Here is a 24,885-nt window from a genome sequence, read left to right as displayed (position 1 = left end):
GCCTGAGAATCACTCAGCGCAGATCCATTTTTACCGTAACGTTCCCTTCAAATTTACCGGGTGCCGGCGTGGCATTAGTGGTGCTTACCGGTGCGGCTTTGATCTTCACTGACCCATTACCCTGCTCATCCATCGTCACCGGAAACGCGTAGCTGCCGTCGAGCTGGATGTCTTTGTTGTCGTCCGTGAAGACCCTGACGCCAACGTCATCGCGGTTGAGCATTTTCGCGATCAGCGGATCGCTACTGTCGAGCACCCCCTGATCGGCGCTGAGGGTCATTCTGATGCGATCGTCGTTGCCAACGGCGTTATCGTCGCAGTGATAGGTGATATCTACATTTTTCAACGCATAGTTCATCGGCGGCTGACCTTTTGCCCGAAACTGCTTACTGACAATATTGCCCAGCTCCACCTCAATGGTGCTGCCTTCATTGATGGTGCAACTGAGGGGTGCGGAGAGTGAGCCACTGAGCCAGATAGTGGACACCTGCTGGGCACTGCTGGCATCACATCCCCCGGAGCCAAAATAGAGACAGGCATAGTTTTGCACCACAGCGGTAGGGGGGATGATCTCTTTGCCAAGAATCGGCTTTTTGACGTGAAATATCACGCCGATAACGTTCCAGCGAAACTGGCGTTTAACCGGAGAGGAGTCATCCGGACGCGTGCTCTCGCTGCAGACGCTGGCGTTGCCTTCTGTAGTTTTGATATTTTCTATTATTTTTGACATCGAGCTCTGAGGCGTGGGGTACTCGTTAATATTGAGCCCAGCCAGGCCGGAACCGTCGGGAGAATTGATCGCATCGGCATACCCCTTTACGTCAATATCCAGTTTGTCAGTGAGAGCACCATAGCCACTCGTGCCCTGCGAAAGCGGACTGCCTGCCAGAGTTAATTCATAAATCGTCGTCGAATCACTCATGTTTTTTGGGCAATCACAGTTGGCTTCCATGACTGTACTTTCCCCGACCAGGTGGTCAGGAATATCCACATCCAGACCCGCTTTATTGTCGCTGGCGTTGAGATCGCCGTCATAAGCAACGTGATAATCCTGAGGGACAAAGCAGTCGCGCAAAATGGTCGCAGCCTGCGTGGTGACAGGGGCGGACAGGCACAGCAGTACCCAGAGGGATTTGGAATTAATTAACATGTTTTTCTTCCTGCTTACAAAGCGCGCTGACGGAGCGGATACCCGCCGGGTTGGACGTGGCTCCTGCCGTGCTAATCGGGACGCTGGCCGTACAGTGCTGATCCGCACCATCGCCCCATTTCACATTCAACTGAACGGTGTCCGAGACCCCGGCGAGATAAACGGTGCCCGTATCGTCGACAATGCCGCTGATGACCGGTGACACGGCGGTGGCGATGGCGGCAAAAGGCACTGTGCTGCCATCGGGGCGCGTGAGGGTTATCAGCGCGCGATAGCCGACATGGGCATCAAAGCTTGCTGTTACGGCGGCGTTGCGCGAGGGAATGACCGTGACGGCGGTTTCGCTGGTATCGACATCCTCCGGCAGGCTGGTGGTATCGACGCGGATGCTGTTTTCCTGATAAGGGGTGAGTGACGGGATCACGGCATTTCCCTGCCAGTCTGTCTGAATACCGCGCTGGTTCTGGAAACGCACGCCAGAGGCATGGTTGGCATTGACGATAGCAAACTGGCTACCCAGCGGCTGAGCCAGGGTAATTCCATGAGGGTGGGCGACTACCGCACCGCTCATGCCGTAGCTCAACTGCTGCGATTTGTCGGATGAGGTGTAATACCCGGCGTTCAGATTGGCGTACTGCGAGCGATAGCTGCCGTACAGGCTGCTGGTGTCATCGCCGTCATGGTTGGAATGACTTTGCTGCAGCGAATAGTTGAGACGTTCGTCATCCAGCAGCGTCCCGTTCAGCCCGATGTTTTGCCGCGTGTACCCGTGCTTGCTGTTGCTCAGGTTGTAGCTGCTCCAGGCGCGCGGCAGCCATTTGCTCAGCGGGACGCTAAAGCCAAGGGAGACCATCTGATCGCTCTCGTCTTCTTCGGTTTTGCTGTAGGTATAGGCCAGGTGAATGCTGATGCTTTCCACCACGGTATTGAGACCCGCTGAGAGGCTGCGCTCTCTCTGGGACGTCTGCCAGTAGTCTTGCTGGTAACCATTGAGATAAAAACTGACGCCAGCAATATTCTGACTGATGCTGGCCTGAATGCGGTTACGTTTGTTGTACTGGAAGAGCAGATCGTTTTCATGCTGATCGTATTTCTGGTTGGCGTCGGCAAAGCTGTAGTAGCCGCTGGTGGAGTAGCGATAGCTGGCGAGGGTGAAGTTGGTGTCGGTGGTATCAATTTTGCCTGAGTAGAGCAGGCGGTATGACTGCCCGGAACGCTCAGTATGATTATCGAGTTGGGTTTTCGCCGTCGTCACATCCGCCGACACCGTACCGAAACGTCCCAGCGCAATCCCTGCACCGGTATTGACCGCCTGATAGTCCTCTGACGCCGTAACACCGCCAAACAGCGTCATGCTGTTGTTCACACCATAGATCGCGCTTCCCTGCACAAACAGCGGTTCATTCTGATCGCTCCCGCTGTCGGCGCGATAGCGTGCGGCGGTGAATTCATATTTCAGATGTCCAGGTCGCTGCATGACGGCAATGCTGGAGTAGGGCAGGGTGAAGTGATGCTCGGTGCCATCGGCCTCTTTGACGGTGACATCAAGATCGCCGCTGTTGGTTGTGGAGTAGAGGTCGTTGATTTCAAACGCGCCGGGGGCGACGTTCTGCTGATAGATCAAATAACCGTTCTGGCGCACCGACACTTCGGCATTGGAGCTGGCGATGCCGCGGATAACCGGGGCGAACCCGCGCTGGCTGTAGGGCAGCATCTCTTCATCCGACACGACGTTAACGCCGCGATACTGCAGGCTGTCGAATACCTCGCCCTGGGTGCTGCTTTCGCCGCCCGTAAACTGTGCTTTCAGGGCATCCAGATCGTGCTGCACGAAGGTGTTAACCGTGTCCCAGCTGTTGGCGTCGTCGGTTTTGCTCCAGGTGGAATAGTTGCGCACGCGCCAGCCGCCCAGGTTCGCGCCGCTGCGCATATTGAGGTACTGATTGTTGGTCGTGTTTTTGTCGCTGTCCTGATTTTGCGAGCCGGAAAACGCGTAATCCGTGAACGCCACCGGCACGCCATCATCCCAGCGGGAAGGGGCGATATAGTCTCTGCCATTAGCCGCAATGGCGGCCTGTGGAATGCTCAGATGCAGCGTCATAGCGGAGAAGTCGAACGTCGCCGAGGCCTGCGGAATGTAATCTCCTAAAGGCTTAGGGAGCGCAGACGACGCATCCAGAACCGTCAGCGCCGGAAACTTATCAATATCGACGCCCCATTTACGCAGCATATCAGGGGTCAACTGCGCCACCAGTTCACCCCTTTTGCCGCCGAGATAAGTGATACTGGCGTCGCCCACACGCAAATCGTTGAGCAGAATGCGAGAAGGATAAATGCCGGGCAGCTGGGTGTTCGAGTGTGAAAAGAGTGACAGGTCGATATCCTGCTGCGGCAGCTGATCGCCTTCCAGGGCAGAAGGTGAAAAATGGTACTCTCGGGCGTGCGCGGCGGATGAAAGCATCAACGCCACGCCGCCAAGGCAACGTACGAGCGCCTTTATGCGCCAGGCGCGCTGCCTGGAAATAGAAGCGAGTCCTTTGGGCATGGCGTTTCCTATCCCTGACCCAGGGTGGCAATGTATTTGGCGGAAGCGTTGCCGTAATCGGTGATGCATCGCCAACTGACCTGGCTACCTGTCGCACTTTCAGGCACGGGGATCTCTACGCTCGACTGAGGCGTGACCATATCGGCTTTCTCAAGCGTTGCGTTACCCAGTTTCAGGTTGTCAAAGGTGATGTGAAAAGCCCCTTCGTTGATCACCGTCAATTGCTTGCCATGACGGGAAAAACGCAGGTTTTTGCAGGTTTCATCAGGGTCGCCTTTCAGCCCTTTTGGACGCCAGAACAGCTTGATACGCGTTTTGTAGATCAGGCGTAACACGTTCTTGTCGTCGTCTTCCGCCGCGGTGGCAGGAATGGTACGAACGTTCATATAAAACAACGACTCTTTGTTCTCGGGTAGTACTGTGCCGTTCCAGGCGATCCTCAGACTTTGTTCTTTCTGGGGTTCAAGACGAAATAACGGCGGGGTGACGATAAAAGGTCCGCGAGTTTTACCGTTTCCCGTATCCGTCCAGGATTGAATCAACCAGGGAAGTTCAATTTCTTTATTTGTCAGGGGGAGTGAAATTTCTTTTTTACCTGCTTCGTAGACGATCCTCGTACGCCCAACCTGGATGCCTGCCGCATGGCTGAATGAAGAGAATATAACAGGTGTCAGTAACAGAATGATCGGATAAATACGCATGCGTAATATTTGTCCTGGTCTAAAAATAATGGCTCAGAAGTATGTGGTGGATAAGGGGTTTCTTATAAACGCCCATTCGAGAATATACTTCTTTGCGGAAGTATTGATGTCAGGAATGGGCGGGCCGGGCGATTAACGATAAATAATATTAACCGTCATATCCGCATCGGCAGGGCCGGCTGTGACCGGTTTAGCAAACGATCTATAACGTGCATTGAAACTGGCTGTTATTGTGTCAGTGGTTTTGGTAGGAAGTTCGATATACACCTGATCTTCCGCTCCGTCCATTGTGATAAGGTCGGTATCCGCGCCATCAAGGCTCACAGCGATACCTACACCTGTAGCGGCTGTTGCCCCCGCTGTCGTTATCTTGCTGACATCTAGTAGGTCTTTTTTTCCTGTGAGGGATGTGGCACCGCTAAAGGTCAGTTGAATAGACGGAAGACCATCACTTTTCAACGGGCAATCTTTCAGTGTGATATTGAAGGGAGTCAATGTTGACTCAACACCGGGTTCTGTAAATAAAGTCGTGGTATAGGTGCCCAGGGGAACGGTACTGTCTGTACCATCATCGCCGTCAATGATACAACTTGGCTCAATAATTTCCCCTGTGAAATGAATCTTTCCTGCATTCATTTCTGCAGCGAATGTACTTACTGAAGTCAGCGCCATCAATGCGCCAGAAATAATAGGGTACCTGAGGTTCATAATCAGAACGTCCTTAACAATAAATTCCATGTTGAGATTACTGGTGAAAGTGAACTTAATAAATAACGTTATTTCACACGCCAGTATAAAAGGTATTTGCTTCGGACGGAAGTATGGCTTAATTGATATTATATAGGGTAATTTATTCGGACTTGACTGTAAAGTATTCATAAATTTGTGTTTTTAAATAATTCTAAAATTAATAATGTTAAGCATGATAACCATTATAAACGTGTTGATATTTATTGTTATTTTGGTGTTATGAGTGTTTTGTGGTTAATCGATGTAAAGCGTTTGCAAGACGGGTTTAAACAACACGAAAGACGTTTATTTCATTTTATAAACCACATTAACCGTGCGCTGAAAAGTCTAAAATTAGACACAAAATTTTTAAGCTTCGTGAGTTTTGGCCGTTAAACAGCCTAAAAACGGCAAGTTATACAGGCTTTTCCGTCCATTGAGTTGGGTGTGCTCTGGCATGATACGCGTGACGAAATGGGCAGAGAGCGCGCACTGTGGCAGAAGACAGCGACGACAAAACAGAAGCCCCCACACCCCACCGACTAGACAAAGCGCGTGAGGAAGGGCAAATCCCCCGATCCCGAGAGCTGACATCCCTGCTGATTTTAATCGTAGGTGTATGCATTATCTGGATGGGTGGGGAGTCGTTTGCCCGCAGACTGGCGGGAATGCTCTCGGCCGGGCTGCGTTTCGACCACAGTATGGTGAATGATCCCAACCTGATCCTCAGCCAAATCATTCTGCTGGTTAAAGACGCGATGATCGCGCTGTTGCCGTTGATTACCGGGGTGGTGATTGTGGCCCTGGTCTCGCCCGTTATGCTGGGCGGCCTGGTGTTCAGCACGAAGTCTCTGCAGCCCAAATTTTCCAAACTCAATCCGTTTCCCGGCATAGCCAAAATGTTCTCGGCGCAGACGGGAGCAGAGCTGCTCAAAGCAATTCTGAAATCCGTTCTGATGGGGAGCACCGCCGGGTTTTACCTCTGGCACCACTGGCCCGATATGATGCGCCTGATCAGCGAATCTCCTCTGACGGCCATGAGCAACGCCATGAATCTGGTCGGGCTGTGCGCGGTGCTGGTGGTGCTCAGCATTATTCCGATGGTGGGATTTGACGTCTTCTTCCAGATTTACAGCCACATCAAAAAATTACGTATGTCGCGGCAGGATCTTCGTGACGAATACAAACAGATGGAAGGCGACCCGCATGTGAAGGGGCGTATTCGTCAGATGCAGCGCGCGGCTGCGCGTCGTCGCATGATGGAAGATGTTCCGAAAGCGGACGTGATCGTCACCAACCCGACCCACTACTCCGTGGCGCTGAAGTACGACGAAAACAAAATGAGTGCGCCAAAAGTGGTGGCGAAAGGGGCGGGACTTATCGCCCTGCGCATCCGTGAAATTGGCGCTGAACACCGCGTGCCGGTCCTGGAAGCCCCGCCGCTGGCGCGTGCTCTGTATCGTCATGCTGAAATTGGACAGCAAATTCCTGGTCAGCTCTACGCCGCTGTGGCGGAAGTGCTGGCCTGGGTCTGGCAGCTGAAACGCTGGCGTTTGGCAGGCGGACAACGACCTGTGAAACCTGAAAATCTGCCGGTGCCTGAGGCACTGGATTTTATGAACGAGAAGGACACTGATGGCTAATCTGGTGGCAATGTTGCGCCTGCCCAGCAACATGAAATCGACGCAATGGCAGATCCTTGCCGGGCCGATTCTCATCCTGCTAATTTTGTCGATGATGGTGCTGCCGTTGCCAGCATTTATTCTCGACCTGCTTTTCACATTCAACATTGCGCTCTCGATTATGGTGCTGCTGGTGGCGATGTTCACCCAGCGTACCCTTGAGTTTGCGGCGTTCCCGACCATTCTGCTGTTCACCACCTTGCTGCGCCTGGCGCTGAACGTGGCGTCAACGCGTATCATTCTGATGGAAGGGCATACGGGCGGTGCAGCGGCGGGTAAAGTGGTTGAGGCCTTTGGTCACTTCCTCGTCGGCGGCAACTTTGCTATCGGTATCGTGGTGTTCGTTATCCTCGTTATCATTAACTTCATGGTTATCACCAAAGGTGCGGGCCGTATCGCTGAAGTCGGCGCCCGTTTTGTTCTCGACGGGATGCCGGGCAAACAGATGGCAATTGACGCCGATCTCAACGCCGGGCTGATTGGCGAAGATGAAGCGAAAAAGCGCCGTTCCGACGTCACTCAGGAGGCGGACTTCTACGGTTCGATGGACGGTGCGAGTAAATTCGTGCGCGGGGATGCCATCGCCGGGATCCTGATCATGGTGATTAACATCGTCGGCGGTCTGCTGGTGGGTGTACTCCAGCATGGCATGGATATGGGCCATGCGGCGGAAAGCTATACGCTGCTGACGATCGGTGACGGTCTGGTGGCGCAGATCCCGGCGCTGGTGATCTCAACCGCGGCGGGTGTGATCGTGACCCGCGTAAGCACCGACGAAGACGTCGGTCAGCAAATGGTCAGCCAGCTGTTCACTAACCCGAACGTGCTGATGCTCTCTGCGGCGGTACTGGGCCTGCTGGGCCTTGTCCCGGGCATGCCTAACTTTGTCTTCCTGCTGTTTACCGCGGCTCTGCTGGGGCTTGCCTGGTGGCTGCGTGGACGCGACACCAAACCGGCAGCTGAACCGGTACCGGTCAAAATGCCGGAAAATAACCAGTCGGTGGAAGCCACCTGGAACGACGTCCAGCTGGAAGATTCCCTCGGGATGGAAGTGGGCTATCGCCTGATCCCGATGGTTGATTTCCAGCAGGACGGCGAACTGCTGGGCCGTATCCGCAGTATCCGTAAAAAATTCGCCCAGGATATGGGTTTCCTGCCACCGGTGGTGCACATCCGCGACAATATGGATCTGCCGCCTGCGCGCTATCGCATCTTAATGAAAGGCGTGGAGATCGGCAGCGGCGATGCCTATCCGGGGCGCTGGCTGGCGATTAACCCAGGCACAGCGGCGGGTACGCTGCCGGGCGAACAGACCATCGATCCGGCCTTTGGCCTGGCGGCAATCTGGATTGAAAGTGCGCTGAAAGAGCAGGCGCAGATCCAGGGCTATACGGTGGTGGAAGCCAGTACCGTCGTGGCGACACACCTGAACCACCTGATTGGGCAGTTCTCGGCGGAGCTGTTTGGCCGTCAGGAAGCGCAGCAGTTGCTCGACCGCGTCACCCAGGAGATGCCGAAGCTGACAGAAGATCTGGTGCCGGGCGTGGTGACGTTAACCACGCTGCACAAAGTGCTGCAAAATCTGCTCGACGAAAAAGTGCCGATCCGCGATATGCGCACCATTCTGGAAACTCTTGCGGAACATGCGCCGCTGCAGAGCGATCCGCACGAACTCACCGCCGTGGTGCGTGTGGCGCTGGGCCGTGCCATCACCCAGCTGTGGTTCCCTGGTTCCGGCGAAGTGCAGGTGATTGGTCTCGACACGCCGCTTGAGCGTCTGCTGCTGCAGGCGTTGCAGGGCGGTGGCGGCCTGGAGCCGGGTCTGGCAGATCGTCTGCTGGCGCAAACGCAAGAGGCACTGGCGCGTCAGGAGATGCTTGGCGCTCCGCCGGTTCTGCTGGTGAATCACGCGCTGCGTCCGCTGCTCTCTCGCTTCCTGCGCCGAAGTCTGACGCAACTGGTGGTACTGTCAAATCTGGAACTATCGGATAACCGTCATATTCGTATGACGGCGACCATCGGAGGCAAATAATGCGTTACTGGCTGTGGATTTTACTGTTCCCGATGCTGGCTCAGGCCGCCGGGGAAGGCACCTGGCAGGCGAGCAGTATTGGTATCACCCTGAGCAATCGCGGGGTATCGGCTTCCTCGCGACCGCTTTCCGCCTCAGAACCGGCCTCCGGGCTGATGACGTTGGTGGTCTGGCGTTATCAGCTGATTGGCCCGACGCCTGCGGGCCTGCGCGTACGCCTGTGCTCGCAGACGCGCTGCACTGAACTGGACGGTGAAAGTGGCACCACGCACGCCTTCAATGGCGTGCCTGCCGTTGAGCCACTGCGTTTTGTCTGGGAAGTCCCGGGCGGAGGACGTCTGATCCCCGCACTTAAAGTTCAAAGTAACGAAGTGATTGTGAATTACCGCTAATTGCCTGCCTTTTCACCAGCCGTCAGCAGAAACTGACGGCTGGCTCCCAAAAAATGACCCCGCCTTTTGATGCAAGAGAAACGCTGTTTTATAAATCAGTGACACGCGTACGGAATCTCTTTGCATTATTGCCATCCGCCCTCAGGTAGTGGCAGAAACAGAAAGGTATCAATAGAACGATACTTTTACTGTAGCCGTGTAAAAACTCCCGGACGAGGTTTGCATACAGGGAGTCTCCCAACATTCAAAGGGTTGACGGCAATGAAAACACGTAAAATTGGACTCGCAAATTACCTCGCCTACGGGTCAGGCGATTTTCTTGGGGCAGGCACAACCGCGCTGACGGCGGCCTGGCTGTTATATTTTTATACGACGTTCTGTGGGCTTTCGCCGATTGAGGCGACCTTTATTTTTGCGGCCGCCAGGGTGCTGGACGCGGTGGTCAGCCCGTTAATGGGCTTCCTGACCGATAACTTTGGTACCACCTGGCTCGGCAAACGCTTTGGCCGCCGTAAGTTCTTTATCCTGCTCGGTATTCCCTGCGTTTTCAGCTACTCGATGATGTGGGTAGGGGATATGGGCTTCTGGTACTACCTGGTCACCTACCTGATCTTCGATATCGTGTACACCATGATTCTGGTGCCTTACGAAACCTTAGTCCCGGAAATGACGGACGATTTCAAGCAGAAAACGAAATTCTCCGGCGCGCGTATCTCTATGGCGCAGATGTCGGCGATTCTGGCCTCTTTCCTGCCGGGTATCCTGCTGACTCACTTCGGTAAAGACAACGCGATCTCCTTCTTCTACGCGAGCCTGGTCTTCTCCGTGCTGTGCGCAATGATGCTGACTTTCGTCTGGATCTTTACCTGGGAGCGCCCGCGTGAAGAGTGGTCTGAAGCGGCATTGCGCGCAGAAGAAGAGAAGAAAAAACTCAATCTGAGCCAGAGCCTGAACCGGCTGTTTGTCGAGTTAAGCTCAACCCTGCGAGTGAAAATTTTCCGCCAGCATCTGGGGATGTATCTGGGCGGCTATATCGCGCAGGATGTCTTCAACGCGGTGTTCACCTATTACGTGGTATTTGTGCTGATGCAGGAAGCGTCGATGGCGTCGAACTTGCTGGGCACCATGGCCATCTTCCAGTTCATCGCCGTGATCGCCATGATCCCGCTCTGCATCCGCTTTGGACCGGCCCCGTCGTACCGCATGGTGGTCGTGCTGTTTGGTCTGGCTTCTATCTCTTACGCGGTGCTCTATTACGCCGGGCTGAGCGACGTTTATTCGCTGTTGCTGCTGATCTCTGCTGTGGCAGGTTTGGGTCGCGGGGGCATCAACTACGTTCCATGGAATATCTACACCTATATTGCTGACGTGGATGAAGTGATCACCGGCCAGCGCCGCGAAGGGATTTTCGCCGGGATTATGACCCTGACGCGTAAAGCCTCGCAGGCAGGAGCCATCATGCTGGTGGGGATTGTGATGCAGATGTCCGGCTTTGTCAGCGGCCAGAAGACTCAGCCAGCGGAAGTGAGCCACACCATTCTGATGATCCTGAGTGTGGGCACCATTCTGGTGCTGGCCTGCGGTTTCCTGGTCTCCCTGCGCTTTAAACTGAACCTGGAAACTCACAGCACCCTGCGTGAAGAGACCGCCAAAATGCGCGAGTCCGGACACGCGATGCCGGAAACGGCGACCCCGCAGGCCCGCGCCACCGTTGAGCTGCTGGCCGGGATGCCGTACGAATCCTTGTGGGGCAACAACAACATTGGTTATCTGAATCGCAATAAACCGGCGGCACCTTCCCTGAAGGATCGCGCGGTACTGAATTCGACATATCACAGAGGTTAAGATTATGAAGGTTTGGCCTGTCAAACATAGCCCGTTACTGCGTCAGCCTGAGCATTTTATTGCCAGGGATGAACTGAAATCACTGATTGAAAAGGTGACGCACAATCTGGTGAACATCCACGATAAAACCGGCGAATTTTTGCTGCGGCTGGACGACGGGCGCGTGATCGACACCAAAGGCTGGGCGGGATGGGAGTGGACACATGGCGTGGGCTTATACGGCATCTGGCAGTATTACTGCCAGACCGGTGACAGCCACATGCGTGACATCATCGACGGCTGGTTTGCCGACCGCTTTGCCGAAGGCGCGACCACCAAAAACGTCAATACCATGGCCCCGTTCCTGACTCTGGCGTACCGCTTTGAGGAGACGCAAAACGCCACCTATTTGCCATGGCTGGAGAGCTGGGCAGAGTGGGCGATGAACGACATGCCGCGCACGGCGCACGGCGGCATGCAGCACATCACCCTGGCGGAAGAGAATCATCAGCAAATGTGGGACGACACGCTGATGATGACCGTCCTGCCGCTGGCGAAAATAGGCAAATTGCTCAATCGCCCGGAGTATGTGGAAGAGGCGGTGTATCAGTTCCTGCTGCACGTTCAGAATCTGATGGATCGCGAAACCGGGCTGTGGTTCCACGGCTGGAACTACGACGGGCAGCACAATTTTGCCAAAGCCCGCTGGGCGCGCGGCAATAGCTGGCTGACGATTGTCATTCCCGACTTCCTTGAGCTGGTGGATTTGCCGGAGAACAACGCGGTGCGCCGTTATCTGGTGCAGGTTCTGAATGCGCAAATCGCCGCGCTGGCGCAATGTCAGGATGAGAGCGGCCTGTGGCATACGCTCCTCGACGATCCCGAGTCGTATCTGGAAGCATCCGCCACGGCAGGCTTTGCCTACGGGATCTTGAAAGCGGTGCGCAAGCGTTACGTTGGCGCGGAATACGCTGAAGTGGCGGAGAAAGCGATTCGGGGGATTGTGAACAACATTTCGCCGGAAGGGGAGTTGCTGCAAACGTCGTTTGGCACGGGGATGGGCAGCGATCTGGAGTTTTATCGCCAGATCCCGCTGACCTCGATGCCGTACGGTCAGGCGATGGCGATTTTGTGTCTGACGGAGTATTTGCGTAAATACTTCTGATAATAAAAAACCCGGCAATTGCCGGGTTTTTTATTTCCGTATTACATACGCTCTACGGTTTCGATCCCGAGGGTATCCAGCCCCAGCTTCAGCGTCTTCGCGGTCAGCTGCGCCAGTTTCAGACGGCTGTTGCGGATCGCTTCGCTTTCGGCGGAGAGGATAGGGCAGTGCTCGTAGAAGCCAGAGAACAGGCCCGCGAGATCGTACAGGTATGCACACATGACGTGCGGCGTGCCTTCACGGGCAACCACCGCCAGCGTCTCTTCAAACTGCAGCAGACGGGCAGCCAGCTGCGCTTCGCGGTCTTCATTGATCACCACGGTCGCATTTGCCAGCGCGCTTTCATCAATGTCGGCTTTACGGAACACAGACAGCACACGGGTGTAAGCATACTGCATGTACGGCGCCGTGTTGCCTTCGAAGGCCAGCATGTTGTCCCAGTCGAAGATGTAATCGGTGGTACGGTTTTTGGACAGATCCGCGTATTTCACCGCGCCGATACCGACGGCAGTCGCCAGTTTTTCCAGCTCGTCGGCTGGCATATCCGGATTCTTCTCGGCCACCAGGCGGCGCGCGCGTTCCAGCGCTTCATCCAGCAGATCGGAGAGTTTAACGGTACCCCCGGCGCGGGTTTTGAACGGCTTGCCGTCTTTACCCAGCATCATGCCGAACATGTGGTGTTCCAGCGGAACCGAATCCGGCACATAACCGGCTTTACGCACGATGGTCCACGCTTGCATCAGGTGCTGGTGCTGACGGGAATCGATGTAGTACAGCACGCGATCCGCATGCAGCGTTTCGTAACGGTATTTTGCACAGGCGATATCCGTTGTGGTGTAGAGATAGCCGCCATCCTTTTTCTGAATGATCACGCCCATCGGTTCGCCTTCCTTGTTTTTATACTCATCAAGGAACACAACCGTTGCGCCTTCGCTCTCGACCGCCAGATTTTTGGCTTTCAGATCGGCCACGATGCCTGGCAGCATGGGGTTATAAAGGCTTTCGCCCATCACGTCGTCGCGGGTCAGGGTGACGTTCAGACGGTCATAGGTGATCTGGTTTTGGGACATAGTAATGTCAACCAGCTTGCGCCACATTTCGCGGAAGTAGGCGTCGCCGCCCTGCAGTTTCACCACATAGCTACGTGCGCGCTCGGCGAAAGCTTCATCTTCGTCGTAATGTTTTTTGGCTTCACGGTAGAAACCTTCCAGGTCTGCCAGCGCCATTTCGCCCGCATTTTCCTGCTGCTGCTTTTCAAGATAGGCAATCAGCATTCCGAACTGGGTACCCCAGTCGCCAACGTGGTTCGCGCGAATTACTTTTTGGCCCAGGAACTCCAGGGTGCGCACAGCGGCATCGCCGATAATGGTGGAGCGCAGGTGACCGACGTGCATCTCTTTTGCCACGTTTGGCGCAGAGTAATCGACAACGATGGTTTGCGCTTGCGGCTGAGTCACACCCAGACGGTCAGATTTCAGCGCCGCGTCAATGTGACCCGCGAGGAAGGCCGGATCGAGGAAAATGTTGATAAAGCCTGGGCCTGCAATCTCAACCTTGTTGGCAATGCCGTTGAGATCCAGATGAGTCAGTACCAGCTCAGCGAGTTGTCGCGGCGGCATGCCCAGTTTTTTAGCCACTGCCATCACGCCATTAGCCTGATAGTCGCCAAACTGTACTTTTGCTGACTGACGAACCTGCGGTTCGCAATCCGCAGGCGCACCTGCGGCAATCAGTGCCTGACTGACTTTTTCGGAGAGAAGAGCCTGAATATTCACCTGGATACCTTACTTTTTTGCTGCGGGGGAGTTGCAACCCGCACCAGTTTGAGAATTTAGGGCCGGAGTATACTGCAAATGCCCTCTGGCGTCAGCATTGCGCAGGCTGAAGAGCGCTCAGAAAACAGGCGATGAAATAGTGCATAAGCATGCAGCAGGAAAATCGTGAAATCTGCGGTTGGTTGCAGGCATCCAACAGAGTAAATTAGCGGCTTTGCGACAGGATAAGAGAACCGCTGATGACGAACTGGCACTCCATTGATGAACTGCATGATATTTCCGCAGATTTACCGCGTTTCACCCAGGCGTTCACAGAACTTGCCACCCGTCTGGGGCTGGATATTGCCCCGCTCGACGCCGATCACATATCCCTGCGCTGCCATCAGAATGCAACGGCGGAGCGCTGGCGTCGTGGATTTGAGCAGTGCGGTGAACTGCTGTCCGAAAACGTGATCAACGGGCGTCCCATTTGTCTGTTCAAACTCCATCAGCCCGTCTGCGTGGCGCACTGGCAGTTCAGCGTGGTCGAATTACCCTGGCCGGGCGAAAAACGTTATCCGATTGAGGGCTGGGAGCACATCGAAATCGTGCTGCCGGGCGATCCGGAAACCCTGAATGCGCGCGCACTGACGCTGCTGTCTGACGACGGCCTGAGCCAGCCGGGTATTTTCGTGAAAACCAGCTCACCTAAAGGGGAGCGCGAGCGTCTGCCAAATCCGACGCTGGCGGTCACCGACGGCAAAGTGACGGTGAAATTCCATCCCTGGACGATCGAGCAAATTGTCGCCAGCGAAGAGTAAGCCGCAAAAGAGTGTGAACTCACGCTAAGTCCGCCCTCGGGCGGCGTGGCATGATGGTCTATTACCGTGGATTTTAGGAGGAAGTGTGGCGCTACTGGAGATCTGTTGTTACAGCATGGAGTGTGCTGTGACTGCGCAACAAAACGGGGCCGATCGCGTTGAACTGTGCGCGGCACCGAAAGAGGGCGGATTAACCCCGTCATATGGTGTGCTGAAGTCCGTTCGCGAGGCGGTGACGATCCCCGTTCACCCCATCATTCGCCCACGCGGCGGTGATTTTTGTTATTCGGCGGGTGAGTTTGACGCCATGCTGGAAGACGTCGTCCGGGTACGCGAGCTGGGTTTCCCAGGTCTGGTGATCGGTTTGCTTGATGAAGATGCAAATGTCGATATGCCGCGTATGCGCCAGATTATGGCGGCAGCAAAAGGGATGGCGGTGACTTTCCATCGTGCGTTTGATATGTGTAAAAATCCGATTCAAGCTTTTGAAAATTTAGCAGAATTAGGCGTTGCACGTATCCTGACATCCGGCCAGCAAGCAACGGCGGAAAAAGGACTGCAATTAATTATGGAACTAAAAGGGCATTCCGGTGTTCCAATAATAATGGCAGGTGCTGGTGTTCGAGCCAGCAATCTGAAAACGTTTTTAAACGCAGGGGTAGAAGAGCTTCACAGCTCAGCAGGCAAGTGGACGCCTTCGCCTATGCGATATCGCAATACAGGATTGTCAATGTCGACAGATGCAGAAGCGGATGAGTACTCCCGCTACAGCGTAGATGGAGAGTCGGTTGCGGTAATGAAATCCATGATTGACCAGTTTCACGTGTAGCAACGATTTTTACCGCGCATCATGTCGCCCAATATGATGCTTGCTTGTACCAGGCCCCTGCAATTTCAACAGGGGCCTTTTTTTCACTTTTATATTTTAAGCCCAGCGGCGCTGCCGGGCCTTGAACTGTGTCTTGAGGAAAGGTAGTGCACCTGTTTCGCCAGGGACATTACGGCTTCGTTGCGATCAAGACTGCACGCATCGGCGCGGGATACCCTTCGATGGTTTTGCTGCTGTCGTTCGGGTCGAGGAATTCTGCCAGCGACTCAGTGGTCAGCCATTCGGTGCGACGCTGCTCTTCGGTGGAGGTCACGCACACATCCACAATGCGGATATCGACAAAGCCACACTTCGCCAGCCAGTTCTTCAGCGCCAGCGCGGACGGAATGAAATAGACGTTACGCATCTGCGCGTAACGATCGCCCGGCACCAGTACCGCGTTTTCGTCACCCTCGATCACCAGCGTCTCCAGCACCAGTTCGCCACCGCTGACCAGCTGATCTTTCAGCTGCCACAGATGCTCCAGCGGCGAGCGGCGGTGATACAGCACGCCCATCGAGAAGACGGTATCAAACGCGTTCAGGGCAGGGAGTTGCTCAATGCCCAGGGGCAGAACGTGCGCGCGCTGATCGTTGCCCAGCAATTTGCGCACCGCTTCAAACTGACACAGAAACAGCTGCATCGGATCGATACCGACCGCCAGATGTGCCCCCGCGCCAATCATGCGCCACAGGTGATACCCACTCCCGCAGCCTACATCCAGAATAGTGCGACCGGTCAAATCAGACAGATGGGGCAGAACGCGATCCCACTTCCAGTCGGAACGCCATTCGGTATTAATGTTCAGACCATAAAGGGAGAAGGGTCCTTTACGCCATGGCATCAGATTGCGCATCAGCTTTTCAAGACGCAGCAGCTGGCCTTCGCTCAATGGCTCGGCGCTTTCAGCCGTCACGCTGTGCAGCAGATCCAGTTTGTAGGGCGTCATGTCCGGCAAAAACTCAACGGCATTGCTCCACTGCTTAAACTGACCGTGCAGAGAGTCACGCTGCCAGGCGGCCACCTGTGCAGGCAGGGTTTCCAGCCAGTGGGAGAGATGGTTTTTGGCGATAAGCTGGTAGAAATTACTGAAGTCGATCATGCGTTGTCCCCTTTCAGTGCCACCAGGGAACCAAAGTTAAAGCACTGGAACCACAGCTCGCTGTGCTCAAAGCCGGCGTTATGCAGGCGCGCTTTGTGTGCTTCGACGGAGTCGGTGAGCATTACGTTTTCCAGCATGCTGCGCTTTTGACTGATTTCCAGCTCGCTGTAGCCGTTAGCGCGTTTAAAGTCGTGATGCATGTTAAACAGCAGCTCGCCGACCTTTGCGTCTTCAAAACTGAATTTTTCCGACAACACTAGCGCGCCGCCGGGATTCAGCCCCTTGTAAATTTTGTCCAGCAACAACTGGCGATCTTCGGGCACCAGGAACTGCAGGGTAAAATTCAGTACCACCATGGAGGCGTTTTCGATCTCGATATCGCGGATATCGCCTTCGATGACGTCAACGGGCGTGGGCGCTTTATAGGCATCAAGATGACGACGGCAGCGTTCCACCATCGCGGGGGAGTTATCGACGGCAATGATTTTGCAGCCTTCATGATGCACATTACGGCGAACGGACAGCGTCGCGGCGCCCAGTGAACAACCCAGGTCATAAACCTGCGTACCGGGTTGAACGAAGCGTTCAGCCAGCATGCCGATCATAGAGATAATATTGGAATAACCTGGAACAGAGCGCTGGATCATATCCGGGAAGACTTCGGCTACCCGTTCATCAAAGGTCCAGTCGCCCAGACTGGCGATAGGCGCGGAAAAAAGCGTGTCGCGATCAGACATAACGTAAAAATCCGGGAAAAATAAAGTGGCGTATTGTGCGCTAATGGAAAGAGAAAACCAACTCCCACGGCATATACCAAAGGTTAGCCAGCACCATCAGCAAAAGCGAACACCAGGTTGCGCTCATGCCGGAACGACGCCAGCGGAACAGGCGGTGGTGAAAGCCGTAATAATGCATCAGGCGTCCGGCAATCAGCAGCAAGCCGCAGACGTGAACCATCCAGGTTTCCGCGCCGTCCATCTCCATTAAGAGCAGCAGGATCAGTGCAATGGGGATATATTCCACCGCATTACCATGAATGCGGATGGCGCTTTGTAACTCTGAAAACCCACCGTCACCGTAAGAGACGCGGTACTGCATTCTCAGGCGCACAACATCAAACGAAAACTTAATCAGTAATAATGCACCTAACACCGCGTACAGTGCGCTGACCATACAAACTCCCTGTTTTTGGCAGATGGCACTACTATGATAGGGGCTGATGTCAGAAAAGAGAAGATTGTTGTGGGATGGAAGGCGCAGGGCCGACGGACGGAACCGCAGCCTGTAAGGCTTGCCAAAGAACATCGACCAGTTCAGGCGCCTGGGCGATATCCGGCGTATGCAGGAAAAGATAGGGCATCGTCGTTTGCTCCCACTTTGGCAACGTTTGCAGCCACACGGCGAACATCTCGCGATTTTGCTGCATGTTGTCGCTGCCGATAAACCGCACCATCGGATTATTCGCTGTGACCACCGCATGCACCGGCACTTTCGGTTTTTTGCGCTGGGCATCGATTATGGCTTCGCTGTGCGGGATGGCGCTATGAACAGGGCGACTGTCGAGGATCACTCGATTCACACCGCGCGCATGCAGCCCACGATTGAGGGTTTTTTCCGCCTCGCCCTTGCTGAAAAATTCCGGATGACGGACTTCCACACCGTAGGTGAACTCACGCGGCAGGGCGTCGAGAAAATGCCACAGTGCAGGCAGGTCGCGCGGGCCGAAGGTGGCCGGGAGTTGCAGCCAGTACTGACCGATGCGGTTGTCCAGCGGCGACATCCGCTCGAAAAACTCTTCGGTTAAATCCCCGCACTGGCGCAACGCCGCCTGGTGCGAAATGGTGGCCGGGAATTTAAAGCAAAAGCGGAAATCGTCGGTGGTCTGCTCGCGCCAGCGCGCGACGATTTCCGCGCGGGGCAGGGCGTACAGCGTGGTATTGCCCTCCACGCAGTTAAAATGGCGGGCATACTCTTCAAGGCTGGTAATGCCAAGGCGCACCCATTTCGGGTGCGACCATTGGGGAAGACCCAGATAGATCATAACGCGTGTAAAATCTCGTCGGTGCTGCGCACGCGACCAATACGCGGGAAGATATGGGTCATGCTGCCCTGATGCTGATCCGCGGAAGCAGCACTGCATGCGTCTTCTGCAATGACCAGGTTAAAGCCCAGTTCCCATGCGTTACGCGCGGTGGATTCCACGCCGATGTTCGTGGAAATACCGCACAGGATAATGGTGTCGATCCCGCGACGGCGTAGCTGCAACTCAAGATCGGTGCCGTAAAACGCGCCCCACTGGCGTTTGGTGACTTCGATATCGCTATCCTGTTTGCCAAGCGTTTCAGGGTAGGTCCACCAGTTTGCAGGTAGCGCGGCGGCAGGGGCTGTCGCATCCACAGGCTGTTTCAGCGCTTCGGCGAAGTCGGCTGACCAGCCAACGCGCACCATCACCACCGGCGATCCGCTGGCGCGACATTTCTCCGCAAGACGGGCGCTGCGGCTGACCACATCTGCCGCGGTATGCGGGCCACCGGCGAACGGCAGGATACCTTCCTGTAAATCGATCACGACAAGCGCGGTTTTGGTGGCATCAAGTGTTAACATCGTTACTCCAGTCAAAAATTAGCGTCCGTTACACCTTACGATGATAAAGGCAGGTCAGATCGGACAATTTTGTTAATTTTTGTGAGAATGCGCAATAAGAGCGCAGCAATCGCGCGTCTGGCAAGCTTCTCTCTTATCGTACGGCGGAATTTCCAGTATAATAGCCGCCTTTTTTCATCCAGTTGTGACATACAGAAAGCTGCGACATAGTAGCCTGTAAATCAGGCGACATTTAGCCTGCGGCTAAATTAAGGGATATCTCATGCGTACAGAATATTGCGGGCAGTTGCGTCAGTCCCACGTTGGACAGCAGGTGACCCTGTGTGGTTGGGTCAACCGCCGTCGTGATCTTGGTAGCCTTATCTTCATCGATTTGCGTGACCGTGAAGGCATCGTGCAGGTGTTCTTCGATCCGGATCGTGCGGACGCGTTAAAGCTGGCCTCCGAACTGCGTAATGAGTTCTGCATCCAGGTCACCGGCACCGTGCGTGCGCGTGACGAAAAAAATATCAACGCCGATATGGCGACGGGCGCCATTGAAGTGCTGGCGTCCGACCTGACTATCATCAACCGTTCAGAATCGCTGCCGCTTGACTCCAACCACGTCAACACTGAAGAAGCGCGTCTGAAATATCGCTATCTGGATCTACGTCGCCCGGAAATGGCTCAGCGCCTGAAAACCCGTGCGAAGATCACAAGCCTGGTGCGTCGTTTCATGGACGACCACGGTTTCCTCGATATCGAAACCCCGATGCTGACCAAAGCCACGCCGGAAGGCGCGCGCGACTACCTGGTTCCGTCTCGCGTACATAAAGGCAAATTCTACGCGCTGCCACAGTCTCCTCAGCTGTTCAAACAGCTGCTGATGATGTCTGGCTTCGATCGCTACTATCAGATCGTTAAATGCTTCCGCGACGAAGACCTGCGCGCTGACCGTCAGCCTGAATTCACCCAGATCGACGTCGAGACCTCCTTCATGACCGCACCTCAGGTGCGCGAAATTATGGAAGCGCTGGTTCGTGGTCTGTGGCAGGACGTGAAGGGCGTTGATCTGGGCGAGTTCCCGATCATGACCTTCGCAGAAGCAGAACGCCGCTACGGTTCTGACAAACCAGACCTGCGTAACCCGATGGAGCTGGTGGACGTCGCGGACCTGCTGAAAGCGGTTGAGTTTGCGGTCTTCTCTGGCCCGGCTAACGATCCGAAAGGCCGTGTGGCTGCCCTGCGTGTTCCTGGTGGCGCACAGCTCAGCCGTAAACAAATTGATGACTACGGCAATTTCGTGAAAATCTACGGTGCGAAAGGCCTGGCTTATATTAAAGTCGCCGAACGTGCGAAAGGCATCGAAGGCATCACCAGCCCTGTTGCGAAATTCCTGAACGCTGAGATCGTAGAAGCAATCCTTGAGCGCACCGGCGCGCAGGATGGCGACATGATTTTCTTCGGCGCGGATAACAAAAAAGTGGTGGCCGATGCGCTGGGTGCACTGCGTCTCAAACTGGGTAAAGACCTGAATCTCACTGACGAAGCCAAATGGGCTCCGCTGTGGGTCATCGACTTCCCAATGTTTGAAGATGACGGTGAAGGCGGCCTGACGGCGATGCACCACCCGTTCACCGCACCGAAAGACATGACGGCGAGCGAGCTGAACGCGGCACCGGAAGACGCAGTGGCCAACGCCTACGATATGGTGATCAACGGTTACGAAGTGGGCGGCGGTTCCGTACGTATTCACAGCGGCGAAATGCAGCAAACCGTATTCGGCATTCTGGGCATTAACGAGCAAGAGCAGCGCGAGAAATTCGGCTTCCTGCTGGATGCCCTGAAGTACGGGACTCCACCGCACGCGGGCCTGGCGTTTGGTCTGGATCGTCTGACCATGCTGCTGACCGGAACTGATAACATTCGCGATGTGATTGCCTTCCCGAAAACCACCGCCGCTGCGTGTCTGATGACCGAAGCGCCAAGCTTTGCTAACCCGGCCTCTCTGTCTGAGCTGGGTATCGAAGTGGTGAAAAAGGAAGAGAAAAACTGATATGGCATATAAGCGTCCCGTTTCTGTTCTGGTTGTCATTTATGCAGAAGACACGAAGCGGGTGCTGATGTTGCAGCGTCGCGACGATCCCGATTTCTGGCAGTCGGTTACCGGCAGTCTGGAAGAGGGTGAAACCGCGTCGCAGGCCGCCGCACGCGAAGTAAATGAAGAGGTCACCATTAATGTTGCTCAGGAGCAACTGACCCTGAAGGACTGTCAGCGCACGGTGGATTTTGAAATTTTTAGCCATTTACGTCATCGCTATGCGCCGGGAATTGAGCGCAATACGGAATCGTGGTTCTGTCTTGCGCTCCCCCATGAACGGCGGATCGAGTTCACCGAGCATTTGACCTACCGCTGGGTTGATGCGGCCGAAGCGGCTGCCTTAACCAAGTCGTGGAGTAACCGGCAGGCGATTGAAGAATTTGTAATTCATGCCGTCTGAATTGACGGTTTATTGGAGATATTTTTATGGCAGGTCATAGTAAGTGGGCCAACACCAAACACCGTAAAGCGGCACAGGATGCCAAACGCGGTAAAATTTTCACCAAAATCATTCGCGAGCTGGTTACTGCAGCCCGTCTGGGCGGCGGCGATGCGGGTTCTAACCCACGTCTGCGTGCAGCGATTGATAAAGCACTGTCAAACAACATGACGCGTGACACCCTGAACCGTGCAATCGCACGTGGCGTGGGCGGCGATGACGACGCGAACATGGAAACCATCATTTATGAAGGTTACGGCCCTGGCGGTACTGCGGTCATGGTTGAGTGTCTGTCCGACAACCGCAACCGTACCGTGGCTGAAGTGCGCCATGCGTTCACCAAAACCGGTGGCAACTTGGGTACTGACGGTTCCGTGGCGTACCTGTTCAGCAAGAAAGGGGTGATCTCTTTCGAAGCGGGCGACGAAGACGCGATCATGGAAGCTGCGCTGGAAGCCGGTGCTGAAGACGTTGTGACCTTCGACGACGGTGCGATTGACGTTTACACCGCGTGGGAAGAGATGGGCGCAGTGCGTGATGCGCTGGAAGCAGCCGGTCTGAAAGCCGACAACGCTGAAGTGTCGATGATTCCGTCGACCAAAGCAGACATGGATGCAGAAACCGCACCAAAACTGCTGCGTCTGATCGACATGCTCGAAGACTGCGATGACGTTCAGGAAGTTTATCATAACGGTGAGATCTCTGATGAGGTCGCAGCGACGCTCTAATGAGCGCGTTTGAACCTCTAACCGGAGACGCGTGATGTCGATTATTCTCGGTATAGACCCCGGCTCACGCATTACCGGTTACGGCGTTATCCGCCAGGTGGGTCGCCAGTTGACCTACCTGGGCAGCGGCTGTATTCGCACCAAAGTTGATGATTTGCCTTCGCGTCTGAAATTAATTTACGCAGGCGTGTCGGAAATCATTACCCAGTTTCAGCCCGACTTTTTTGCTATCGAGCAGGTCTTTATGGCGAAAAATGCCGACTCGGCGTTAAAACTGGGCCAGGCGCGCGGCGTGGCAATTGTCGCGGCGGTGAACCAGGATTTACCGGTGTTCGAATACGCCGCGCGTCAGGTTAAACAGACGGTGGTGGGCATTGGTAGCGCGGAGAAAAGTCAGGTGCAGCACATGGTGCGGACCCTGCTTAAGCTCCCTGCAAACCCACAGGCGGATGCCGCCGATGCGCTGGCCATTGCGATAACGCACTGCCATGTGAGCCAAAACGCCATGCAGATGAGCGAATCGAGGCTCAATCTGGCGCGAGGTCGGTTACGATAATCACAAATCAGGCTGGATAAACATCCAGCCTTTTTTTATGATGGCGGAAGTTAATTTAGCATTTCACGCAGGAGCATCATGTGATTGGCAGACTCAGAGGCATCATCATTGAAAAACAACCCCCGTTAGTTCTGCTGGAAGCGGGAGGCGTGGGGTATGAAGTCCATATGCCGATGACCTGTTTCTATGAACTTCCGGAGTCCGGCAAAGAGGCGATTGTCTTTACCCAGTTCGTGGTGCGTGAAGATGCCCAGCTTCTGTATGGCTTTAATAATAAGCAGGAACGCATGCTGTTCCGCGAGCTGATTAAAACCAATGGCGTAGGGCCTAAGCTTGCGCTGGCGATTCTGTCTGGCATGTCGGCGCAACAGTTTGTGAATGCCGTTGAGCGTGAAGATCCCGCTGCGCTGGTCAAGCTGCCAGGCATCGGCAAAAAAACCGCAGAACGTCTGATTGTGGAAATGAAAGACCGCTTTAAAGGCCTGCACGGGGATCTGTTTACGCCAGCGTCCGATCTGGTGCTGATGTCACCGAACGGCCCGACGGATGACGACGCAGAGCAAGAAGCGGTGGCTGCGCTGGTGGCGCTGGGCTATAAACCACAGGAAGCCAGCCGGATGGTGAGTAAAATCGCCAAACCGGATGCCAGCAGTGAAACCCTGATTCGTGAAGCGCTCCGCGCGGCATTGTGAGGTAGAGGATGATTGAAGCAGACCGCCTGATTTCGGCAGCCAGCAATGTTCCAGAGGATGTGGTGGATCGCGCGATCCGCCCGAAACTGCTGGAGGAGTACATCGGCCAGCCGCAGGTTCGCTCACAGATGGAAATTTTTATCCAGGCGGCGAAACTGCGCGGGGATGCGCTCGATCATCTGCTGATTTTTGGCCCTCCTGGTCTCGGTAAAACGACGCTTGCCAATATCGTGGCGAATGAAATGGGCGTGAACCTGCGCACCACGTCAGGCCCGGTACTGGAGAAAGCGGGCGATCTGGCGGCGATGCTGACCAACCTTGAGCCGCACGACGTGCTCTTTATCGATGAGATCCACCGCCTGTCTCCGGTAGTGGAAGAGGTGCTTTATCCGGCGATGGAAGACTATCAGCTGGATATCATGATCGGCGAAGGTCCGGCCGCGCGCTCAATTAAAATCGATCTGCCGCCCTTTACCCTGATTGGCGCCACCACGCGTGCCGGATCACTCACGTCACCCCTTCGCGATCGCTTCGGAATTGTGCAGCGCCTCGAGTTCTATCAGGTCGCCGATCTGCAGTATATCGTTGGCCGCAGCGCGCGCTTTATGGGGCTTGAATTGAGCGATGAGGGGGCCTTTGAAGTGGCCAAGCGTTCGCGCGGTACGCCACGCATCGCTAACCGTCTGCTGCGTCGTGTGCGTGACTTTGCGGAAGTGAAGCACGATGGCACCATTTCGCTCGATATCGCCTCGCAGGCGCTGGATATGCTTAACGTCGATGCTGAAGGGTTTGACTATATGGACCGCAAGCTGTTGCTCGCGATTCTGGATAAATTCTTTGGCGGGCCGGTTGGGCTGGATAACCTCGCCGCAGCGATTGGCGAAGAGCGTGAAACCATCGAAGACGTGCTGGAACCCTATCTGATTCAGCAGGGCTTTTTGCAACGCACTCCGCGCGGGCGAATGGCGACGGTACGGGCGTGGAATCACTTCGGGATAACGCCACCGGAAATGCCGTAGTA

General features: G+C 55.0%; 23 protein-coding genes. 13 read left to right on the top strand and 10 right to left on the bottom strand.

Going from position 1 to position 24,885, the window contains the following annotated elements:
* Nucleotides 1-13: 13 nt before the first annotated feature.
* The 4 genes from ACB496_RS13185 to ACB496_RS13170 form a co-directional block, all read right to left on the bottom strand.
* A complete protein-coding gene (locus tag ACB496_RS13185; protein WP_371972822.1) occupies nucleotides 14-1,150 on the bottom strand; it encodes a fimbrial protein in 1,137 nt (378 codons plus the stop codon).
* On the bottom strand, nucleotides 1,140-3,695 hold the full coding sequence (locus tag ACB496_RS13180) for a fimbria/pilus outer membrane usher protein (RefSeq protein WP_371972821.1): 2,556 nt from the start codon (nucleotides 3,693-3,695) through the stop codon (nucleotides 1,140-1,142). Before ACB496_RS13180 ends, ACB496_RS13185 begins: the two co-directional genes overlap by 11 nt.
* 8 nt (nucleotides 3,696-3,703) lie before the next feature.
* The gene (locus ACB496_RS13175; RefSeq protein WP_371972820.1) at nucleotides 3,704-4,396 is read right to left on the bottom strand and encodes a molecular chaperone; all 693 of its coding nucleotides are present in this window, start codon (nucleotides 4,394-4,396) and stop codon (nucleotides 3,704-3,706) included.
* A gap of 132 nt (nucleotides 4,397-4,528) precedes the next feature.
* Complete coding sequence (locus ACB496_RS13170) at nucleotides 4,529-5,134, bottom strand: fimbrial protein (protein ID WP_371972819.1); 606 nt, start codon at nucleotides 5,132-5,134, stop codon at nucleotides 4,529-4,531.
* A 485-nt stretch (nucleotides 5,135-5,619) separates the two neighbouring features.
* Between ACB496_RS13170 and flhB the strand changes: the two genes are divergently transcribed.
* The 5 genes from flhB to ACB496_RS13145 all read left to right on the top strand — a co-directional run bounded on the left by flhB (nucleotide 5,620) and on the right by ACB496_RS13145 (nucleotide 12,220).
* A complete protein-coding gene (gene flhB, locus ACB496_RS13165) occupies nucleotides 5,620-6,768 on the top strand; it encodes a flagellar biosynthesis protein FlhB (RefSeq protein ID WP_371972818.1) in 1,149 nt (382 codons plus the stop codon).
* Nucleotides 6,761-8,839 carry a flagellar biosynthesis protein FlhA gene (flhA, locus tag ACB496_RS13160; RefSeq protein WP_102103993.1) on the top strand — a complete coding sequence of 693 codons (2,079 nt, stop codon included), beginning with the start codon at nucleotides 6,761-6,763 and terminating at the stop codon, nucleotides 8,837-8,839. Before flhB ends, flhA begins: the two co-directional genes overlap by 8 nt.
* Complete coding sequence (locus tag ACB496_RS13155; RefSeq protein WP_102103992.1) at nucleotides 8,839-9,231, top strand: flagellar protein FlhE; 393 nt, start codon at nucleotides 8,839-8,841, stop codon at nucleotides 9,229-9,231. Before flhA ends, ACB496_RS13155 begins: the two co-directional genes overlap by 1 nt.
* 261 nt (nucleotides 9,232-9,492) lie before the next feature.
* Entirely contained in the window at nucleotides 9,493-11,076 is a 1,584-nt protein-coding gene (locus ACB496_RS13150; RefSeq protein WP_100779765.1) for an MFS transporter, read from the top strand.
* A 4-nt stretch (nucleotides 11,077-11,080) separates the two neighbouring features.
* Complete coding sequence (locus ACB496_RS13145; RefSeq protein WP_102103991.1) at nucleotides 11,081-12,220, top strand: glycoside hydrolase family 105 protein; 1,140 nt, start codon at nucleotides 11,081-11,083, stop codon at nucleotides 12,218-12,220.
* A gap of 41 nt (nucleotides 12,221-12,261) precedes the next feature.
* Here the strand turns inward: ACB496_RS13145 and argS are convergent, their stop codons facing one another.
* Nucleotides 12,262-13,995 (bottom strand): arginine--tRNA ligase, encoded by a 1,734-nt coding sequence (gene argS / locus ACB496_RS13140; RefSeq protein ID WP_371972817.1) that lies wholly within the window; start codon nucleotides 13,993-13,995, stop codon nucleotides 12,262-12,264.
* A 239-nt stretch (nucleotides 13,996-14,234) separates the two neighbouring features.
* Here argS and ACB496_RS13135 point away from each other — a divergent pair, with 239 nt between their 5' ends.
* Both ACB496_RS13135 and cutC read left to right on the top strand, forming a co-directional pair.
* A complete protein-coding gene (locus ACB496_RS13135) occupies nucleotides 14,235-14,795 on the top strand; it encodes a VOC family protein (RefSeq protein ID WP_371972816.1) in 561 nt (186 codons plus the stop codon).
* 85 nt (nucleotides 14,796-14,880) lie between these two features.
* Complete coding sequence (gene cutC / locus ACB496_RS13130; protein WP_319418269.1) at nucleotides 14,881-15,624, top strand: copper homeostasis protein CutC; 744 nt, start codon at nucleotides 14,881-14,883, stop codon at nucleotides 15,622-15,624.
* Between the two features lie 169 nt (nucleotides 15,625-15,793).
* On the opposite strand, the gene cmoB is transcribed toward cutC, so the two are convergent.
* Genes cmoB through ACB496_RS13105 form a run of 5 tightly spaced genes read right to left on the bottom strand, consistent with a single transcriptional unit; the run spans nucleotide 15,794 to nucleotide 19,369 of the window.
* Nucleotides 15,794-16,765 (bottom strand): tRNA 5-methoxyuridine(34)/uridine 5-oxyacetic acid(34) synthase CmoB, encoded by a 972-nt coding sequence (gene cmoB / locus ACB496_RS13125; protein ID WP_100779770.1) that lies wholly within the window; start codon nucleotides 16,763-16,765, stop codon nucleotides 15,794-15,796.
* The gene (gene cmoA, locus ACB496_RS13120; protein ID WP_100779771.1) at nucleotides 16,762-17,502 is read right to left on the bottom strand and encodes a carboxy-S-adenosyl-L-methionine synthase CmoA; all 741 of its coding nucleotides are present in this window, start codon (nucleotides 17,500-17,502) and stop codon (nucleotides 16,762-16,764) included. Before cmoA ends, cmoB begins: the two co-directional genes overlap by 4 nt.
* Before the next feature lie 40 nt (nucleotides 17,503-17,542).
* Nucleotides 17,543-17,938 (bottom strand): MAPEG family protein, encoded by a 396-nt coding sequence (locus ACB496_RS13115; protein ID WP_100779772.1) that lies wholly within the window; start codon nucleotides 17,936-17,938, stop codon nucleotides 17,543-17,545.
* Nucleotides 17,939-17,987: 49 nt separating this feature from the next.
* Complete coding sequence (locus ACB496_RS13110; RefSeq protein ID WP_371972815.1) at nucleotides 17,988-18,806, bottom strand: DUF72 domain-containing protein; 819 nt, start codon at nucleotides 18,804-18,806, stop codon at nucleotides 17,988-17,990.
* Nucleotides 18,803-19,369 carry a hydrolase gene (locus ACB496_RS13105; protein WP_319418272.1) on the bottom strand — a complete coding sequence of 189 codons (567 nt, stop codon included), beginning with the start codon at nucleotides 19,367-19,369 and terminating at the stop codon, nucleotides 18,803-18,805. The genes ACB496_RS13110 and ACB496_RS13105 overlap by 4 nt, the downstream gene beginning before the upstream one ends.
* A gap of 262 nt (nucleotides 19,370-19,631) precedes the next feature.
* On the opposite strand from ACB496_RS13105, the gene aspS reads away from it, so the two are divergent.
* The 6 genes from aspS to ruvB all read left to right on the top strand — a co-directional run bounded on the left by aspS (nucleotide 19,632) and on the right by ruvB (nucleotide 24,883).
* A complete protein-coding gene (gene aspS / locus ACB496_RS13100) occupies nucleotides 19,632-21,404 on the top strand; it encodes an aspartate--tRNA ligase (protein WP_371972814.1) in 1,773 nt (590 codons plus the stop codon).
* A 1-nt stretch (nucleotide 21,405) separates the two neighbouring features.
* Nucleotides 21,406-21,849, top strand: a complete 444-nt coding sequence (gene nudB / locus ACB496_RS13095; protein WP_371972813.1) for a dihydroneopterin triphosphate diphosphatase — start codon at nucleotides 21,406-21,408, stop codon at nucleotides 21,847-21,849.
* A 26-nt stretch (nucleotides 21,850-21,875) separates the two neighbouring features.
* Entirely contained in the window at nucleotides 21,876-22,616 is a 741-nt protein-coding gene (locus ACB496_RS13090) for a YebC/PmpR family DNA-binding transcriptional regulator (RefSeq protein WP_100779777.1), read from the top strand.
* A gap of 34 nt (nucleotides 22,617-22,650) precedes the next feature.
* Nucleotides 22,651-23,172: a crossover junction endodeoxyribonuclease RuvC gene (gene ruvC, locus ACB496_RS13085; protein ID WP_015964021.1), complete on the top strand. Its 522-nt coding sequence runs from the start codon at nucleotides 22,651-22,653 to the stop codon at nucleotides 23,170-23,172.
* 80 nt (nucleotides 23,173-23,252) lie between these two features.
* Entirely contained in the window at nucleotides 23,253-23,864 is a 612-nt protein-coding gene (gene ruvA / locus ACB496_RS13080) for a Holliday junction branch migration protein RuvA (RefSeq protein WP_371972812.1), read from the top strand.
* A gap of 8 nt (nucleotides 23,865-23,872) precedes the next feature.
* On the top strand, nucleotides 23,873-24,883 hold the full coding sequence (ruvB, locus tag ACB496_RS13075; protein ID WP_100779779.1) for a Holliday junction branch migration DNA helicase RuvB: 1,011 nt from the start codon (nucleotides 23,873-23,875) through the stop codon (nucleotides 24,881-24,883).
* The last annotated feature ends 2 nt before the right edge of the window (nucleotides 24,884-24,885 follow it).

It is taken from the genome of Lelliottia nimipressuralis, from assembly GCF_041464075.1.
GTDB lineage: Bacteria > Pseudomonadota > Gammaproteobacteria > Enterobacterales > Enterobacteriaceae > Enterobacter > Enterobacter nimipressuralis.
The sequence above is the reverse complement of the archived record's forward strand: the minus strand, read 5'-3'. Positions and strand labels throughout refer to the sequence as shown.

Coding starts and splice junctions, on each gene's coding strand:
- ACB496_RS13185 (WP_371972822.1), bottom strand. CDS start 1,150: ATGTTAATTAATTCCAAATCCCTCTGGGTACTGCTGTGCCTGTCCGCC.
- ACB496_RS13180 (WP_371972821.1), bottom strand. CDS start 3,695: ATGCCCAAAGGACTCGCTTCTATTTCCAGGCAGCGCGCCTGGCGCATA.
- ACB496_RS13175 (WP_371972820.1), bottom strand. CDS start 4,396: ATGCGTATTTATCCGATCATTCTGTTACTGACACCTGTTATATTCTCT.
- ACB496_RS13170 (WP_371972819.1), bottom strand. CDS start 5,134: ATGGAATTTATTGTTAAGGACGTTCTGATTATGAACCTCAGGTACCCT.
- flhA (WP_102103993.1), top strand. CDS start 6,761: ATGGCTAATCTGGTGGCAATGTTGCGCCTGCCCAGCAACATGAAATCG.
- ACB496_RS13155 (WP_102103992.1), top strand. CDS start 8,839: ATGCGTTACTGGCTGTGGATTTTACTGTTCCCGATGCTGGCTCAGGCC.
- ACB496_RS13150 (WP_100779765.1), top strand. CDS start 9,493: ATGAAAACACGTAAAATTGGACTCGCAAATTACCTCGCCTACGGGTCA.
- ACB496_RS13145 (WP_102103991.1), top strand. CDS start 11,081: ATGAAGGTTTGGCCTGTCAAACATAGCCCGTTACTGCGTCAGCCTGAG.
- ACB496_RS13135 (WP_371972816.1), top strand. CDS start 14,235: ATGACGAACTGGCACTCCATTGATGAACTGCATGATATTTCCGCAGAT.
- cmoB (WP_100779770.1), bottom strand. CDS start 16,765: ATGATCGACTTCAGTAATTTCTACCAGCTTATCGCCAAAAACCATCTC.
- cmoA (WP_100779771.1), bottom strand. CDS start 17,502: ATGTCTGATCGCGACACGCTTTTTTCCGCGCCTATCGCCAGTCTGGGC.
- ACB496_RS13115 (WP_100779772.1), bottom strand. CDS start 17,938: ATGGTCAGCGCACTGTACGCGGTGTTAGGTGCATTATTACTGATTAAG.
- ACB496_RS13110 (WP_371972815.1), bottom strand. CDS start 18,806: ATGATCTATCTGGGTCTTCCCCAATGGTCGCACCCGAAATGGGTGCGC.
- ACB496_RS13105 (WP_319418272.1), bottom strand. CDS start 19,369: ATGTTAACACTTGATGCCACCAAAACCGCGCTTGTCGTGATCGATTTA.
- aspS (WP_371972814.1), top strand. CDS start 19,632: ATGCGTACAGAATATTGCGGGCAGTTGCGTCAGTCCCACGTTGGACAG.
- nudB (WP_371972813.1), top strand. CDS start 21,406: ATGGCATATAAGCGTCCCGTTTCTGTTCTGGTTGTCATTTATGCAGAA.
- ACB496_RS13090 (WP_100779777.1), top strand. CDS start 21,876: ATGGCAGGTCATAGTAAGTGGGCCAACACCAAACACCGTAAAGCGGCA.
- ruvC (WP_015964021.1), top strand. CDS start 22,651: ATGTCGATTATTCTCGGTATAGACCCCGGCTCACGCATTACCGGTTAC.
- ruvB (WP_100779779.1), top strand. CDS start 23,873: ATGATTGAAGCAGACCGCCTGATTTCGGCAGCCAGCAATGTTCCAGAG.